Source organism: Prosthecobacter sp. (assembly GCF_044227185.1).
In the GTDB taxonomy this organism is placed as follows: domain Bacteria; phylum Verrucomicrobiota; class Verrucomicrobiia; order Verrucomicrobiales; family Verrucomicrobiaceae; genus Prosthecobacter.
Genome location: NZ_JBGAFO010000007.1, coordinates 264,299 through 279,404 on the forward strand (window position 1 = coordinate 264,299; position 15,106 = coordinate 279,404).

The 15,106-nt window shown below is 64.4% G+C and carries 9 protein-coding genes; 4 read left to right on the forward strand and 5 right to left on the reverse strand.

Annotation, left to right across the window (positions count from 1 at the left end; all coding sequences use genetic code 11):
* Positions 1–105: 105 nt before the first annotated feature.
* Positions 106–1,080 (reverse strand): alpha/beta hydrolase family protein, encoded by a 975-nt coding sequence (locus ACILSQ_RS17900; RefSeq protein ID WP_395745017.1) that lies wholly within the window; start codon positions 1,078–1,080, stop codon positions 106–108.
* A gap of 59 nt (positions 1,081–1,139) precedes the next feature.
* Between ACILSQ_RS17900 and ACILSQ_RS17905 the strand changes: the two genes are divergently transcribed.
* The 4 genes from ACILSQ_RS17905 to ACILSQ_RS17920 all read left to right on the forward strand — a co-directional run bounded on the left by ACILSQ_RS17905 (position 1,140) and on the right by ACILSQ_RS17920 (position 6,611).
* A complete protein-coding gene (locus tag ACILSQ_RS17905) occupies positions 1,140–1,763 on the forward strand; it encodes a septal ring lytic transglycosylase RlpA family protein (RefSeq protein WP_395745018.1) in 624 nt (207 codons plus the stop codon).
* 87 nt (positions 1,764–1,850) lie between these two features.
* A complete protein-coding gene (locus tag ACILSQ_RS17910; protein ID WP_395745019.1) occupies positions 1,851–2,426 on the forward strand; it encodes an RNA polymerase sigma factor in 576 nt (191 codons plus the stop codon).
* Entirely contained in the window at positions 2,423–5,296 is a 2,874-nt protein-coding gene (locus tag ACILSQ_RS17915; RefSeq protein ID WP_395745020.1) for a DUF1549 domain-containing protein, read from the forward strand. The genes ACILSQ_RS17910 and ACILSQ_RS17915 overlap by 4 nt, the downstream gene beginning before the upstream one ends.
* A 19-nt stretch (positions 5,297–5,315) precedes the next feature.
* Positions 5,316–6,611: a DUF1501 domain-containing protein gene (locus ACILSQ_RS17920; protein WP_395745021.1), complete on the forward strand. Its 1,296-nt coding sequence runs from the start codon at positions 5,316–5,318 to the stop codon at positions 6,609–6,611.
* Between the two features lie 189 nt (positions 6,612–6,800).
* Here ACILSQ_RS17920 and ACILSQ_RS17925 read toward each other — a convergent pair whose 3' ends face one another.
* The 4 genes from ACILSQ_RS17925 to ACILSQ_RS17940 all read right to left on the reverse strand — a co-directional run bounded on the left by ACILSQ_RS17925 (position 6,801) and on the right by ACILSQ_RS17940 (position 15,102).
* Complete coding sequence (locus ACILSQ_RS17925; RefSeq protein WP_395745022.1) at positions 6,801–9,929, reverse strand: efflux RND transporter permease subunit; 3,129 nt, start codon at positions 9,927–9,929, stop codon at positions 6,801–6,803.
* Between the two features lie 33 nt (positions 9,930–9,962).
* Positions 9,963–11,210 carry a TolC family protein gene (locus tag ACILSQ_RS17930; RefSeq protein WP_395745023.1) on the reverse strand — a complete coding sequence of 416 codons (1,248 nt, stop codon included), beginning with the start codon at positions 11,208–11,210 and terminating at the stop codon, positions 9,963–9,965.
* A 108-nt stretch (positions 11,211–11,318) separates the two neighbouring features.
* Positions 11,319–11,822, reverse strand: a complete 504-nt coding sequence (locus ACILSQ_RS17935; protein WP_395745024.1) for a hypothetical protein — start codon at positions 11,820–11,822, stop codon at positions 11,319–11,321.
* 55 nt (positions 11,823–11,877) lie between these two features.
* Positions 11,878–15,102, reverse strand: a complete 3,225-nt coding sequence (locus tag ACILSQ_RS17940) for an efflux RND transporter permease subunit (protein WP_395745025.1) — start codon at positions 15,100–15,102, stop codon at positions 11,878–11,880.
* Positions 15,103–15,106: the final 4 nt, after the last annotated feature.

Here is a 15,106-nt window from a genome sequence, read left to right on the forward strand (position 1 = left end):
CGCCAAACACATCCGACCTACGGCCGGATCGTCACGTTATTCGGGATACAAGCCGGCATGATTCGAATACAGACCTGTCTTGAACAGATCATGGTATCATGGCTGTCATGGGTGAACGTGGCGGAGCATCCACTCGGCCATTTCGGCGTAGATGGGGAAATCGGTGATGAGAGCGTTGTCGTGATCTGCGCCGGGGATTTCGACCCAGCGCTTTTCGATGGCGGGAGGCAGGGCTGCGTAGAGAAGACGGCCGCACTGGATGGGGATGACGCGGTCTGAGGTGCCGTGGGCAACGAGGACGGGGCACTGGATCGCGGGCACATAGGCAAGGGAACTGGCCGCGCTGAGTTCCATCTGCGTCTGACGTTGATAAAACCAGCCGGTGATGCGGGTCCAGAGGGAGCCGAGTGATGTGCCCACCCAGCCTGCGGCCTGGTGGCGGACCACATGCTCCAGCGTGTCGAACGTGGAAAGCAGCACGGCGGCGCGCCATGGCGCGTCTTTTTCCGCGAGCGCACGCACGCTGACCGCGCCGCCCATGGACATGCCCATGATGCCGGCAGGTTTTGGATCAAAGCCGAACTTTGCCGCGGCCTCCTTCAGCGCGAGCGCGGGGAGATGGCCCTCCTTTCCGCCAAAGCAAGCGGTGTCTCCGCGGTGGTCGCCATGAGCGGGGAGATCCAGCAGGATGCAGCGAAAGCCGACGGCACAGAAGCGCTCGGCGATGAGGAGGTAGTCCTCCTTCCGGCCGTGGCGGCCATGCACGAGCACGAGGGTGCCCGCGATTTTTCCAGGGGATGGCAGGGAGAGGCTCTTCTTCGTCATCTGGTCACGGATCACCTGGCCGCGCTTTCCCAGCACGCCCTGGGGATGCGGCTCGCACATGAGGCAAGGAGTTCCATCTGTGCAGGTAAAGGATTTCAGCAGCACGCCATGCGCCGCGGGATCGGCGAGAAACTCCCGGTGATAGTCCTGGAGGGGCCTGCGCGACGGATGCGCGAGCTGATCTGCCGCCAGCCATCCGGCCAGCGGTGGCACCAGCAGAAGGACCGCGCCGAGCATGAGGCGTTTTCTTTTCACCCGCGGATGATGAGCAGGATTGTGCCGCGTGCCAATCCTGTTATGCTCCGGGGCCGCAGATGATGAAATATTCCGTGCTTCTTCGATTCCCTGCCATCGCGCTGACCGCGCTGCTGGCCAGTTGCGCCAAGCCCGCCTACCAGGCGCGGGGATATGCGTCCTACATTGCCGACCAGTATGCGGGGCAATACACCACCTCGGGGGCCATTTATCAGCCGCAGGGCTGGACGGCGGCGCATAACACGCTGCCTTTTGGCACGGTGGTGAAGGTGAAGAACAACAGCAACGGCCGCACGGTGAACGTGACGGTGAACGACCGCTTTCCGTACTATCCGAACCGCGTGATCAATCTCTCGCGTGCCGCCGCCGAGTACATTCAGATACCGTATCACCAGCTCGGGGACGTGACGGTGACGGCCAAGACCGTGGCTGGCAGCACCGCGCCTCAGGGAAGCTATGGCGCGCCGGCTCCCGCGAACTACAGCGCAGCGCCTCCGGCTTATTACAACAACACGCCGCCGCCTTCCTACAGCACGGCACCCGCCAAGACTTACAAGGCTCCGACTTACAAGGCACCAGCGGCTCCGAAGACGTACCGGGCTCCTTCTTCGGTGCCGCCTGCGGGCTATGGCACCTCCTCCATGCCTGCGGGCATTCCGCCGCCTCCGCCTGGGTATCGCTGACCGAGCTGGGGGGGCGATTTGACCGCTCGCACCATTCTCTGATTTTTTCTGCCACACTTTGGTGGTGCGCGTCCATAACCACGCTGCATGGACTCCCCAACGCCTTCCTCCGCTCCGCAAGACACCGCCCTGGCCCGACAGGTGGTGCAGGGAGACGACGCCGCGTTCCGGCTGCTGATGCAGCGGCACCTGCAGGCGCTGCGGGGCTTTCTGGCGCTGCGGGCGCCGGTGCCTGATCTCATCGATGAAGTGGCGCATGACGCCTTTGTGTTTGCGTATCAAAACATGGAGGATTTTTTCGAGGGCTCCATGCAGCCGTGGCTGCGCAGCATCGCGCACAACCTGCTGCGCGACCGGCTGAAGGCCTACGCGCGGGAGTGCGCCAAACATGAGCGCTACTCCGAACAGGTGCGCTGGGAGATGGCCCTGGAGGCTTCAGACAAACCGGTGAGCGCCGAGTCAGACCACCTGGCGGCGTGTCTGGAAAAGCTGCGGCACCACCAGCGCACGATCCTGGACCTGCGCTATGAGGCGCAACTGAGCAGCGAGGAGATAGCCCAGCGAACGGGGCGCAGCACGCTGGCGGTGCGGACGCTGCTGATGCGGGTGCGCCAGCAACTGCGCAAGTGCATTGAATCCCACCTGGAGCAACGACCCGCATGAACCACGACGAAGCCATCGACAAGGCGCTGGAGGGCGTGCTTTCCAATGAAGAGTGGCGGCCGCTGATGAGCGAGCCGGAGACGCTCAAGGAGCTGGAGCAGCAGCTGGGCATGGACGCCCTGCTGCGCGTGCTGCTGGACAAGAGCGACACGCCGGCCGCGCTGCAGGATGCGGTGGAGGCGAGCCTCAGCGGGGCCTTGCTCGATGATCTCATGCGCGGGATCGAGGAGGCGACGATCAGGCGCAGGAGGCGCCGGTGGTTCACCCGCCTGCCGCACTGGACGACGGCAGCCGCGGCGGTGCTGATCGGATTCATCGGCGGTACGCTGGTGTGGCCGCAGGTGTTTCTCGGGCTGGGGCTGGCGCCGGTGGTGGCGGAGCGCACGGGCAAGCGCGTGATTTGGGAGGGACGGATCATTGCGAGTCCGCGGACGGCTCCTGAAGTGGTGGTCATGGAGCCTGCTCTCCCCTTGCCTGCTCCGGCGCCCGTGGTGGTGCCGGTGCCGACGCCGGTGAAGGCGGAGGTGGCCGTGGTAGAAAAGGCGGTGGCTCCGGCACCTGCGCCACCGCCGGTGATGCCTCAGCCCGCCGTGGCCGCCACTCCTGAGCCTTTGGTTCCAGAGAAGAGGGAGAACGGCATGGTGCCCGCGATGAATCTGGCATCCAAGCCCAACGCCGAGATGCCGGTGGAGGTTCCGGATGCGAAGGGCAAGATCGACTTTGAGCGGCAGATTCTGCCGATCCTGGAGCGCTCGTGCTTTGAGTGCCACAGCAGCAAGCTGGCGAAGCCGAAAGGGGGCATTCGTCTGGATGATCTGGAGGCCATCCGCGAGAAGAGCCAGACGGAGAACCTGGTGCTGCCGCACAAGGCGGCGAAAAGCACGCTGGTGAAATCCATCTCCCGCAAACCTGGGGACGATGACCTGATGCCGCCGCCGAATGATGGCAAGCCGCTGAGCCGCGAAGAGGTGGAGCTGATCCGCCGCTGGGTGGAGGAGGGGGCGAATTTTGGCGAGTGGACCTCCATGCACGCGAAGGAGGTTTCCATCACGACCAAGGACGAGGCCATCGACATGACGCAACTGCAGGCGGTGGCGACGCGGATTGATCAGCTCATCGAGCAGGACCTGGCGAAGAACCAGGAGGAGCCGCGCCCCCTTGCCAGCGAACTTGTGTGGCTGCGGCGTGTGTATCTGGATCTCATCGGCAGGATTCCCACGAGCGTGGAAGCGAGGCGTTTCACCGCTTCCAAGGAAAGCGGGAAGCGCGGACGTTTGATCAACGAACTGCTGGCCTCGAACGGGCATGTGAGCCACATGTTCAACTACTGGTGCGATTTGCTGCGCGCGAGAGACAAGCTGGCGGAGGGCGTGCAGGGAGATTTTTATTTGGCCTGGATCAAGCAGAGCGTGCGCGACAACAAGCCCTTTGACCAGTGGACGCGTGAGCTGCTGAGTCCGGAGGGCTATGGCTGGCGCGCGCCGGCGGCGGGGTACTACCTGCGCGACGGGGAGAACCGCGCCGCGAACATCGAGAGCACAGCGACGCTGTTTCTCGGCACGCAGATTTCCTGCGCGCAGTGCCATGACCACCCCTACAGCCGCTGGACGCGGAAGGAGTACCATCAGTTCCTCGCGTGGACCTCGGGCATCAAAACCGCCACCGAAAATGATGGCGTGGGCGCGGTGGATGAAAAGGCCATCAGCGAAGCGGTGGCGCACTACACGCGGCTGGCGGACCCCAAGATGAACTTTGACTATGAGCGGAAGCAAAAGTACGAACGCATCCGGGATGCGCTGCTCTCGCTGCAGCGCGCGGCGGGTGGCTCCGGCGTGGTGAATGGCGAGGGGGGGCTGGCGCGGCTGCCGGACGATTATCAATACCCGGACGCCAAACCCGGCGACATGATTCCCGCCGCGATGCTGTATGGCGACACTCCGCCCGCGGGGCCGCGCCCGGCGGATGCTCTGGCCGCGTGGGTGACCGCGCCGGGCAACACGCGCTTCAGCCTCACGCTGGCGAACCGGCTGTGGGCGAAATTGTTCGGAGTGCCGTTTGCGGGACGCGTGGATCAGGTGCGTGAGATTGCGGACTGCGCGAATCCGGACCTGGCGCAGTATTTGGTGAATGTGGTGCGTGAGTCGAAGTACGATGTGCGGCAGATCCTGCGCATCCTCTGCCTGACGAAGGCGTACCAGCGCGAAGCCGGGCTGCCGCCGGAGGACTCCACGGTGGTGTATCGCTTCCCCGGGCCGGTGGTGCGGCGTCTCAGCGCCGAGCAGGTGTGGGACTCCATGATGGCGCTGGCGGTGAAGGACATTGATGCGAAGCTGAACTTTGAAGCGCCGGGCGTGGCCGCGTTTGAAGCCGCGGTGGCGGCCAAAAAGGCCTCCGACGTCACGGCGGTGGCGCGGAAGATTGCGCATCTGGAGGAGCGCGAGATGCTGGCGGAGGAACGGCGCGCGCGACTGAGGAAGGAGCTGGCGCAGGAGTTTGCCGGCGGCGGCCTGGAGCGCGCCTCCGAACTGCCGCAGCCCACGCCGGACGGCCACTTCCTGCGCATGTTTGGCCAGGGCAGCCGCGAATACATCGGCGATGCGTGGAGCGCGACCACGGTGCCGCAGGCGCTGCTGATGCTGAACAGCGATTTCTTCGACCACGTGGCGCGTTCCGGAAGTCCGCTCTCAGACAGCCTGCGCGGGCTGAACAACATCCGGGAATCCGCGCGCGGGTGCTTCCTGGCGGTGCTGACCCGTGAGCCGACGCAGGCGGAGCTGGACGCCTGCCAGCAGACGCTGGGAGAGACACGCAATGCGAAGGCGCTCGCGCGCACGCTGCTCTCCACGGCTGAATTCATGTTTCAAAAATAACTCTCTCCCCTTCCCTGCCATGAAGCACTCCCTGAACCGTCTCGATGACATTGGCCGCCGTGAATTTGTTTCACGCATGGCGCGCACCTGCCTGGGCGTGAGCCTGATCCCACCGGCGGGTCTGGCGCGTGCGCTGGAGAGCAGCGCGCCGAAGTTCGCGAGCCACGTGATCTATTTGTACATGCGCGGCGGCATGAGCCACATCGACACGTTTGACACGAAGCCGGATGCGCCGGAGGGGCATCAAGGGCCGGTGCGCACTATCAAGACCAAGGCGGACGATCTGATGCTGTCCGGGTATTTTCCGCGGCTGGCGGACAACGCCAAAAAGCTGGCGGTGGTGAGGTCGCTGCACCACACGCAGGGGGCGCATGAGCCGGGAGTGTACAAGGTGCTGACGGGGCATGAGGTGTCGGCATCTGTGCGGCATCCCGCGCTGGGCTCGTGGGTGGCGCGACAGGTGACGCAGGGGAGCTCGACGCTGCCGCCGTACATTCGTCTGGCGGGGCTGGCGGGACATCCTGGCAGTGGATTCATGGATGCGCGGTATGCGCCGGTGCCGGTGCTGGATGCGAGCAAGGGGCTGGAGCACACGAAGCTGCAGAGCGGGGACTCGATGACGAACCTGCGCAAACGCAACAGCCTGGCGGAGAAGCTCAATGGCGACTTCCTGAGCCGCTACCCGATGGCGGATGTCAAAGCCCACGGGGATGCGTATGCGGACGCGATCAAGCTGATGACGAGCAAGGATCTGGAGGCGTTTGATATCACGCAGGAAAAGAGCGGGCAGATCGAGGACTATGGCGGTGATTATTTCGGGCAGGGCCTGCTGCTGGCGCGCAGGCTGATCGAGCGGGGGACGAAATTTGTCGAGGTGGAGCTGGGCGGGTGGGACACGCATGACGACAATTTTCCGAAGGTGGAGTATCTCTCCAGCGTGGTGGACAACGCGGTGGCAACGCTGCTGGAGGATCTGGAGGAGCGCGGCCTGCTGGAGAGCACGCTGGTGGTGCTGACGACGGAATTTGGGCGCGGGCCAAAGATTGAAAAGACCGGGCGGGGGCATCATCCCATCGCGTTTTCCTCGTTCATCGCGGGAGGTGGGGTGAAGGGAGGGCAGGCGTATGGGAAGACGGATGAGACCGGGACGCATGTGATCGAGAACCCGGTCACGGTGCTTGATTTTCACGCGACGATCGGGGCGCTGCTGGGGGTGTCGCCGCAGGAAGTCATCTCCGCCGGGAATGGCGGGAGTTTTAACATCTATGGCGGGACGGGAGGGCGGCGTGGTGTGCCGATTGCGGCGCTGATTTAACACCGCATGAGATCGCGGATTTGAGTGCCTACGGAACACACGGAATACGCAGAGCAGCGCCAATCGAGTGCGTGTGAGAAACTGAAAGGGAGAAGCGGAACTGCTGCATGCAGCGGAGTGCTGCGGGCTCGGAGGCCCGCGCTCCAAAGGCGCTTTGGTTCGCCGCCTTGCACCCGGTTTCAAACACCCCTAGGATTTGGGGCGGCGCTCGATCCAGTCGTAGAGCATGGGGAGGAGAAGGAGGGTGAGGAGGGTGGAGCTGATGATGCCGCCGATGACGACGGTGGCGAGCGGACGCTGCACCTCCGCACCAGCACCGTGGGCGAGGGCCATGGGGACGAAGCCGAGGGCGGCGACGAGGGCGGTCATCATGACGGGACGCAGACGGGTGGCGACGCCGTTGAGGACGGCATCGCGGACGCTCATGCCTTCCTCGCGCAATTCGTTGAAGTAGTTCACGAGCACGAGGCCATTGAGGACGGCGACGCCGCTGAGGGCGATGAAGCCGACGGCGGCGGTGATGCTGAAGGGCATGCCGCGCAGCCACAGGGCGATGATGCCGCCGGTGAGCGCGAGCGGGATGCCGGTGGCGACGAGGAAGGTCTGGCGGATGCTGCCGAAGGCGAAGAAGATGAGCATCAAGATCAGCGCGAGGGCGGTGGGCACGACGATGAGGAGGCGGGCGCGTGCCTCCTGGAGATTTTTAAAGGTGCCGCCGAATTCGAAGCTGTAGCCTTCGGGCAACTGCACTTCCTGTTTGATGCGTTTGCTGGCCTCGTTGACGAAGCCTTCCATGTCGCGACCTGAGACGCCGACGAGCAAGGCGGCGCGACGCTGGGTGCGATTGTGGCGGATGGGCTCGACGGTTTTCTCGGTGCGGATGTCCACCGCTTCGCCCAGGGTGAGCATGCCGAAGTCGCCGACACGCAGCGGCAGGCCTTTGATCATGTCCTCTTTGGAGCGTTGCGCCTCTGGCAGACGCACGACGATGTCGCGCTTGCGAATGCCCTCGACCACCTGGCCGACGACTTCGCCGCCGAGACCGGCGGATACGGCGCGGTTCACTTCGGCGAGAGGGATGTCGTATTTGGTGAGGATCTCACGTTTCACCTGGAGAATGACGGTGCTGGGGCGGCCGTCGGTTTCGAGTTCGGCCTCGCCGCCGGACGTGGTTTCGAGGATGCCCTTGATCTGCGTGGCGAGGCGGTCGAGCACATCGAAGTCGATGCCGTAAATGCGCAGGGTGAGCTCCGCCTTGGAGCCTTCCATCATCTCGTTGAAGCGGGTTTCGATGGGCTGGCCGAACTTGAAGTTCTGATCTGGATAGACCTTGTTGACCTCGACATCGATGGCTTTGATGAGCTCCTCCTTGGTGCGGGGCAGGCCCGGGCCCTGGGGCCATTCGGCGACGGGCTTGTAGAAGACGTACATGTCGGTCTCATTGGGCGGCATGGGATCGGTGGCGACTTCGCTGGTGCCGATGCGGGAGTAGAAGCGGGTGATCTGGGGGAATTTTTCGCGCAGGAATTTGCCGATGGCGAGGTCCTGGCTGAGGGATTCATTGAGGTTCATGCCGACCTCGCGGTAGGCCATCATGGCGATGGCACCTTCGTCGAGCTTGGGCACAAACTCCGCACCGAGAGTGGTGAAGCGCCAGCCGCAAAAGGCAAAGAAACCGACGGCGGCGAGGACAACCAGCCAGCGCAACCGGATGGCCGCGCGGAGCATGGGCTGGAACACGCGATTGAGAGCGGCGATGATCCAGTTTTCCTTTTCAGCGACATTGCCGCCGAGGAAGAAAGAGCACATGGCGGGCATGAGCGTGAGCGCCAGGAGCAGGGCGCCGGCCAGCGCGAGGATGACGGTCACAGCCATGGGGCGGAACATCTTCCCCTCAACGCCGGTGAGGGTGAGAATGGGAAGATAGACGATGGTGATGATGAGCACGCCAAAGAACATGGGGCTGGCCATCTGCCTGCTGCCGGCGAGGACTTCACGCGAGCGCTCCTCGCTGGTGAGCACGCGGCCGAGGTGATGCTGCCTGAGGCCGATGCGGCGGACAATGTTTTCAACCATGACGACGGCGCCATCAATGATGAGGCCGAAATCAACGGCACCGAGGCTCATCAGATTGCCAGACCAGCCGCCCTGGACCATGCCGCAGATGGCGAAGAGGAAGGAGAGCGGAATGGCGAGGGCGACGATGAGGGCGGCGCGCCAGTTGCCGAGCAGAACGAGGAGGACGACGATGACGAGAACGGCCCCTTCGACGAGATTTTTTTCCACCGTGCCGACGGTGGCCTCGACGAGATCGGAACGCTCATAGACGACGGTGAGATCCATGCCGGGGGGGAGCTTGTCGCGCAATTCTTCGAGGCGTGGTGCGACGCGGTGGCAGACGACACGGGCATTCTGCCCCATGAGCATCATGACGGTGCCGAGGACGACTTCCTCGCCGTCCATGGTGGCGGCACCGCCACGAAAGCCGGAGCCCCACTGGACATGAGCGACGTCCTCCACGCGCAAGGGGGCGATGGCAGCGCCGAATTTGATGGGGAGCTTTGCGATTTCCTCCGCCGTGCTGACGCGGCCCACGCTGCGGACGGTGAGCTGCGCGCCATCGCGGCTGATGACGCCGCCACCGGCGTTTTCGACGTTGCCACGGATGATGTCCGCGAGCTCGCCGAAGGTCATGTTGGCGGCCTTCAATTTGTCGAGCATGGGCTCGACGGTGACCTGGCGCTGGTGGCCGCCGTTGCTGTTGATCTCAGCGACGCCCTGCACGACGCGGAGGTGGGGCTTCACGACGTACTCGTGCGTTTCCCAAAGGCGCATGAGGCCTTCGCGTTCATCGGCGGGCCTTTCCTTCGCCCCCTTTTTCCAGTGAAGGGTGTAGTAGAAGATTTCGCCGAGGCCGGTGCTGATGGGGGCAAGGCTGAGGGCGCTGCCCGGCGGCAGCTCACGCATGACAGCGGTGAGGCGCTCGGTGACGAGCTGGCGGGCACGGAAGATGTCCGTGTCGTCTTCGAACTGAATGGTGACCTGGCTGAGGCCGAACTTGGTGAGCGACCGGGACTCAAGAACGCCAGGCATGCCGGAGAGCGCCATTTCGATGGGACGGGTGACGGCGCGCTCTGACTCCTCGGGTGCGAGTGCAGGCACGGCGACGTTTACCTGCACCTGCGGGCCGGTGAGATCCGGCACGGCATCGATGGGCAGGTGCATGAGAGAATACAAACCTGCACCGAGCAGGCAGAAAGCCCCCAGCAGCACGAGGGCACGCTGGCGGACGGAGAAGTCGAGAATGAAGTTCAGCATAGCCGCAAGGAGCAGGTTCTGATGAGGCAGGGGCTACTTCGCGAGCGAACTTCCGGTGAGCTGTTCGAGCTGCAGACGCGCATCCACCGCGCCGAGCTGCGAGGTCAGCACGGCCTTGACGGCGGAGATGTACTGGCGCTGGAGCTCCGTGTAAGTGGACAGTGGCAGGGCTCCGAGACGGTAGTGCTCGTCGGCCTCCTCCGCGGCCTTGCGGAAGCTTTCCAGGGTATCCGGCGGCCATTTGGCCAGCTCCTCGGCATGGAGGCGGTAGTGGCTGGCCTGCGCGGCGACGTCGCGCTCGAGCTGGCGCATCTGCGCGGTGAGCATGACCTCGGCCTGGATCTCCTTGGCCTTTGCGGCGTCGATGGCGCCCTTGTTGCGGTTCCAGAGCGGGAGGGGGATGGAAACGCCGATGCCGACCTGGGTTTCGCGGGTGAGCGTGGTCTGCTTCTGCATGTAGGTCTGCACGGTGATGGAAGGCCAGCGCTCGTTTTTGGCAAGCGCCACATGGTAGCCCTGCTGCTCCACGTCCACAAAGCGGGAGCGCAGCGCGAAGTTGTTGCGGCGAGCCTCGGCGAGCAGCAACTCAAGCGGCGGCGGCGGGCTCAGCACGAGATCCTCCATGCGCAGCTCCAGCGGATGCTCGGCCTTTTCACCGAGAAGCTGGTTGAGCTCAAAGCGGGCGGCGGCGAGCTCGTTGCGCGCCAGGGTGGCCTCCGCCCCGAGAGTGAGGGCGCTGGCCTGGATGATGCGGGCCTCCAGGCGGGGGGCGGCGCCGGCGGGATCGCGCTGCAGGAGAACGGCAGCGAGAGCCTGGAAGCGTTTTGCCACCTCGTCCGCCGCGCGCGTCTGCTCCTGGGCAGCCAGGAGCTTCCAGGCAATGGTGCGCACGCGCCCGGCGAGCGCCGAGCGAAACTGGGCGAAGCCAAGCTGGGCGAGCTCGATGTCCTTCTGCGCGATGGCCTTGCGCAGCGAGAGGCGGCCGGGCCACTCAAAGGTCTGCGTGAGCTGCACGGCCCAGGTGGGGCCGTCGGTGACGTAGTTGGTGGCGAGATCACGGAGGCGCCAGTTGCCCACGCCGATCATGAAGTCGGGGTTTTTGACTTCGCCGGCCTTGGTCTTGCCGCCCTGGGCGACGTCGATCTGGGCTTCGTAGAAGAGCAGCTCCGGATGCGTGGCGAGGGCTTTGACCACCAAAGAATTGACGGAAACGGGCACCGCATGGCTGATGGCGGGCGGGAAGCAGACAAGAAGACAGGAAATTAAAGCTGAAGGTTTCATGGCACGTGAAAAGGAAAGGATGATGAATGATGGGCAGCACGGACTCACTCCGGCATGACCGCCCGCCGGCCGTCCAAGACGACCCGGGAACAACCCGACCTTTCTTTCTCAACAGCGCATGACTGTCCTGAGCGGCTTCAGCGCGATCTCACGCGACCACGGGTCTCTGCGCACCGGCGCGCCCGCGTGGCTGGCAGCGGGCGTTTTAAAGGGATTGAAAGCGAGCACCTGCAAGGGCGCTGACGCCTTGCCAACAGTTCCCATGGATGGCAGAGGGCGGTGGGTGCGTGAAGCGTCATTCACCGGCTTGAAGGCCAGCACATGGTCCTCAGCGCCGGAGGCGGGAGCTTTGGCAAAAGCCACCAGCATCCGGCAAAGCGCGTCGTGCTGATGAGCCATGAGTTCGGAGCAGGACTTTCCCTCATGGGAAAGCACCACCGTGAGGGAGCCGTCACGGGCGCGCCCCACCTTGACCGCATGGTCACCATCCAGCACCGCAGCCGCCAGGCAGACAGCCGGCGCGACCCCATGGGAGGAAAGCAGCCAGCCAGCCAGCAGCAGCAAATGCACCAGCCTGACGAGAGGCGTGGATTCATGGCGGTGGGCGTTCATGGCGGAAGTCCGGGAGGCTACCACGGCCCGCAGGGACATGCCAGCATGAAAAAAATCACCCCGGCCCCGGGCCTGGCCCCGCGGGCGGCTCATCTGACGGGTCCGATTCCGTGTCCGCGGGCCTTTTCTTCTTGTGCAAGGAGAGGAAGGGCTGCTGCTGGGGCCCTTCGATGAGCACATACTTGCTGTGCAGGCTCTCCTCCCCCGCATCAAACAAGGGATAGAGCACGGGAAGGATGAAGAGGGTGAGCAGGGTGGCGGTGACGAGGCCGCCGATGATGACGCAGGCGAAGGGCCGCGCCGTTTCCGCACCGACGGCGTGGGACAGGGCGGCGGGCAGGAGGCCCAGCGCGGCCATGGCGGCGGTCATCACCACCGGGCGCACACGGCTGATGGAGCCCTCGCGCACGGCCTCGGCCATGCGCATGCCCTCCTTGCGCAGCTCGCGTATTCGCTCCACCAGGAGCACGCCGTTCTGCACCGACACGCCGAAAAGGGCGATGAAGCCCACGAGGGCGGACACGGACATGGCCAGCCCCGCGAGCGGCAGAACGAGAATGCCGCCGACGGCGGCAAAGGGAACGTTGAGCAGGATCAGGGTGGCGAGCTTGGCGGAATCAAAGGCGGTGAAGAGGAGGAAGAAAATGGCGACGAGGGTGATGGGCACGACGAGGATGAGGCGCTTCACGGCGCGCTGCTGGTTTTCAAAGGCGCCGGTCCACTCCAGGCGGAAGCCCTTGGGCAGGACCACCTGGGCGTTCACCTTCTGCTGCGCCTCAGCGACCAGAGTGCCGAGGTCGCGCCCGCGCACGGCCAGCTTTACGGCGGTGAGGCGGGCGTTTTCTTCACGGTAGATGCGGGCGAAGCCGGGCTTCACATCCACGGAGGCCACCGCGCCCAGGGTGAGTCGCTCGCCATCGGAGCCGGAGACCGGAATGCGCCGGATGCCATCGATGCTGGCGACGGAACGCGGGATCATTTTGACCACGAGATCAAAGGTACGCTCGCCTTCGAGCACCTTCGTGGCCACGGAACCGCCCATGGAAGTCTCGATGACCGACTGCACGTCCGCCATGGAAAGGCCGGCGCGGGAGATGGCGGTGCGGTCCACGGCGATCTGCACCTGCGGCTGACCCATCAGGCGGTCCGTGCCCACGTCCGCGGCACCGGGAACGGTGTTGAGGATGTCCACGATCTGATCGGCAAGCTGCTGGAGCTTTTCGGGTTCATCGCCGAAGATTTTCACGCTGAGCTCTGACTTCACGCCGGAGATGGCCTCATTGACGTTGTCCTCGATGATCTGGCTGAACTGGAACTGCACGCCGGGGACTTCGACATTGAGCTGGGCCTTCATTTTTTTGACGAGGCCGTCGCGGTCGTGGGCGGTCGTCCATTCCTCACGCGGGATGAGGTCCACGGAGGTTTCGGCGACATCGAAGCCGTTGACGTCCGTGCCGTCGTCCGGCCGGCCGTTCTGGGTGATGATGGACTTTGACTCCGGGAAGGAGGCGAGCACGGCGCGCATGCGCCGCATCATCTTCGCCGACTCGGAGGGGGAGATGGTCTGCGGCAGGAAGGAGCGGATGTAGAGAGAGCCCTCATCCAGCTTTGGCAGGAACTCCGTGCCGGTATGGGTGGAGACAACGCCCGCCACCGCGAGCATGGCGACACCGCAGAGGACGATCATGCGGCCATGATTGAGAGCCCAGGTGAGCGAGGGGCGGTAGAAGCGCAGAAGAATTTTAACGAGCCAGGACTCGTGGGGGCCGGGCCCTTTCTTGAGCGCGTAGCTGGCCAGCAGCGGCACGATGGTGAGGGCGAGAATGGTGCCGGCGATGAGCGCAAAGGTGAGGGTGAGCGCCATGGGCTTGAAGATCTTCCCCTCCACGCGCTGCATGGTGTAGAGCGGCAGGAAGGCGGTGAGGAGGATGGCCTTGGAAAAGAGAATGGGGCGGCCCATCTGGCCGACGGCCTTGGGCAGGAGCTTGAAGAGGGACTCCTTTTTCTCCCGCCGCTCATGCATCATGCGGAGCAGGTCCTCGATGACCACGACGGCGGAGTCCACGATGATGCCGAAGTCGATGGCACCCATGGAGATGAGGTTGGCCGGGATGCCGCGGAGATCCAGCATGAAGAAGGCGCCCAGCAGCGAGAGCGGGACCACGGCGGCGACGACGAGGGCGGAGCGGATGTTTCCCAGGCCCAGGAACATGATGAGCACCAGCAGCACGAGGCCGATGCCGTCCGCCATGTTCTTGTGCACGGTGTGCAGCGTGCGGTTGATGAGATTGGTGCGGTCGTAGTGCATGCGGATGTGCACTCCGGCGGGCAGGAACTTGGTGTTGATGATCTCGATCTTTTCCCGCACGCGCTCGAGGACCTCCATGGCGTTTTCGCCTTTGCGCAGCATGACGATGCCCTCGATGGCGTCATCGAGCTCGAAGTGCTCCGCGGGGATGTTGCGGCCGACGCGGCCAAGGCGGAGCTGCTCTCCGATGAGGACGCGCCCGAGGTCTTTGACGCGGATGGGCGTGCCGCCGCGCGTCTCCACGGCGATGAGGCCGATGTCTTCCAGCGACTGCACAAAGCCGAGACCACGCACGATGAACATTTCCGGGCCGTGCTCGATGTAGGCGCCGCCGGCGTTTTTGTTGCCGGCGGAGAGGGCATCAAGCACCTGGCGCAGGGAGATGTCATAGGACAGGAGCTTCATCGGATCGATGAGGACCTGATACTGCTTGGTGGCACCGCCAAAGCCGATGACATCCACCACGCCTGAGACGGTGCGGAGCTGGCGCTCGACGATCCAGTCCTGCACGGCGCGCAGCTCGGTGGAGAGCATGCTCTTTGGCGCGTCCAGGGTGTAGCGGTAGATCTCCCCGACGGGCGTGGTGTCCGGGGAGAGGCGGGTCTCCGCATCTGGCGGGAGGCTGACGCTGGAGAGGAGCTGGAAGGCCATGTTCCGGCAGTAGGCGCGGTCCGCATCATCCTCGAAGACGATGGTGACCTGGGAGAGGCCGAAGAGCGAGACCGAGCGGATGGAGGACCGCTTGGGAATGCTGTTCATGGAGTTCTCGATGGGCACGGTGACGAGGCGCTCCACCTCCTCTGCGGCACGGCCGGGGAGGAGGGTGATGATCTGCACGGAGACATTGGTGACGTCAGGATAGGCCTCCACTGGCAGACGGTTGAAGGCGAGCGCTCCGGCGAGCACGAAGAGAATCATCAGCGCAAAGGCGATGGGCCGATGCTTGAGAACGTATTTGGTGAGCGTGCCCATGGCG

Bases quoted from the DNA above. Each gene is read 5' to 3' on its own strand.
- ACILSQ_RS17905 (WP_395745018.1), top strand. From the start codon at position 1,140: ATGATGAAATATTCCGTGCTTCTTCGATTCCCTGCCATCGCGCTGACC.
- ACILSQ_RS17910 (WP_395745019.1), top strand. From the start codon at position 1,851: ATGGACTCCCCAACGCCTTCCTCCGCTCCGCAAGACACCGCCCTGGCC.
- ACILSQ_RS17915 (WP_395745020.1), top strand. From the start codon at position 2,423: ATGAACCACGACGAAGCCATCGACAAGGCGCTGGAGGGCGTGCTTTCC.
- ACILSQ_RS17920 (WP_395745021.1), top strand. From the start codon at position 5,316: ATGAAGCACTCCCTGAACCGTCTCGATGACATTGGCCGCCGTGAATTT.
- ACILSQ_RS17925 (WP_395745022.1), bottom strand. From the start codon at position 9,929: ATGCTGAACTTCATTCTCGACTTCTCCGTCCGCCAGCGTGCCCTCGTG.
- ACILSQ_RS17930 (WP_395745023.1), bottom strand. From the start codon at position 11,210: ATGAAACCTTCAGCTTTAATTTCCTGTCTTCTTGTCTGCTTCCCGCCC.
- ACILSQ_RS17935 (WP_395745024.1), bottom strand. From the start codon at position 11,822: ATGAACGCCCACCGCCATGAATCCACGCCTCTCGTCAGGCTGGTGCAT.
- ACILSQ_RS17940 (WP_395745025.1), bottom strand. From the start codon at position 15,102: ATGGGCACGCTCACCAAATACGTTCTCAAGCATCGGCCCATCGCCTTT.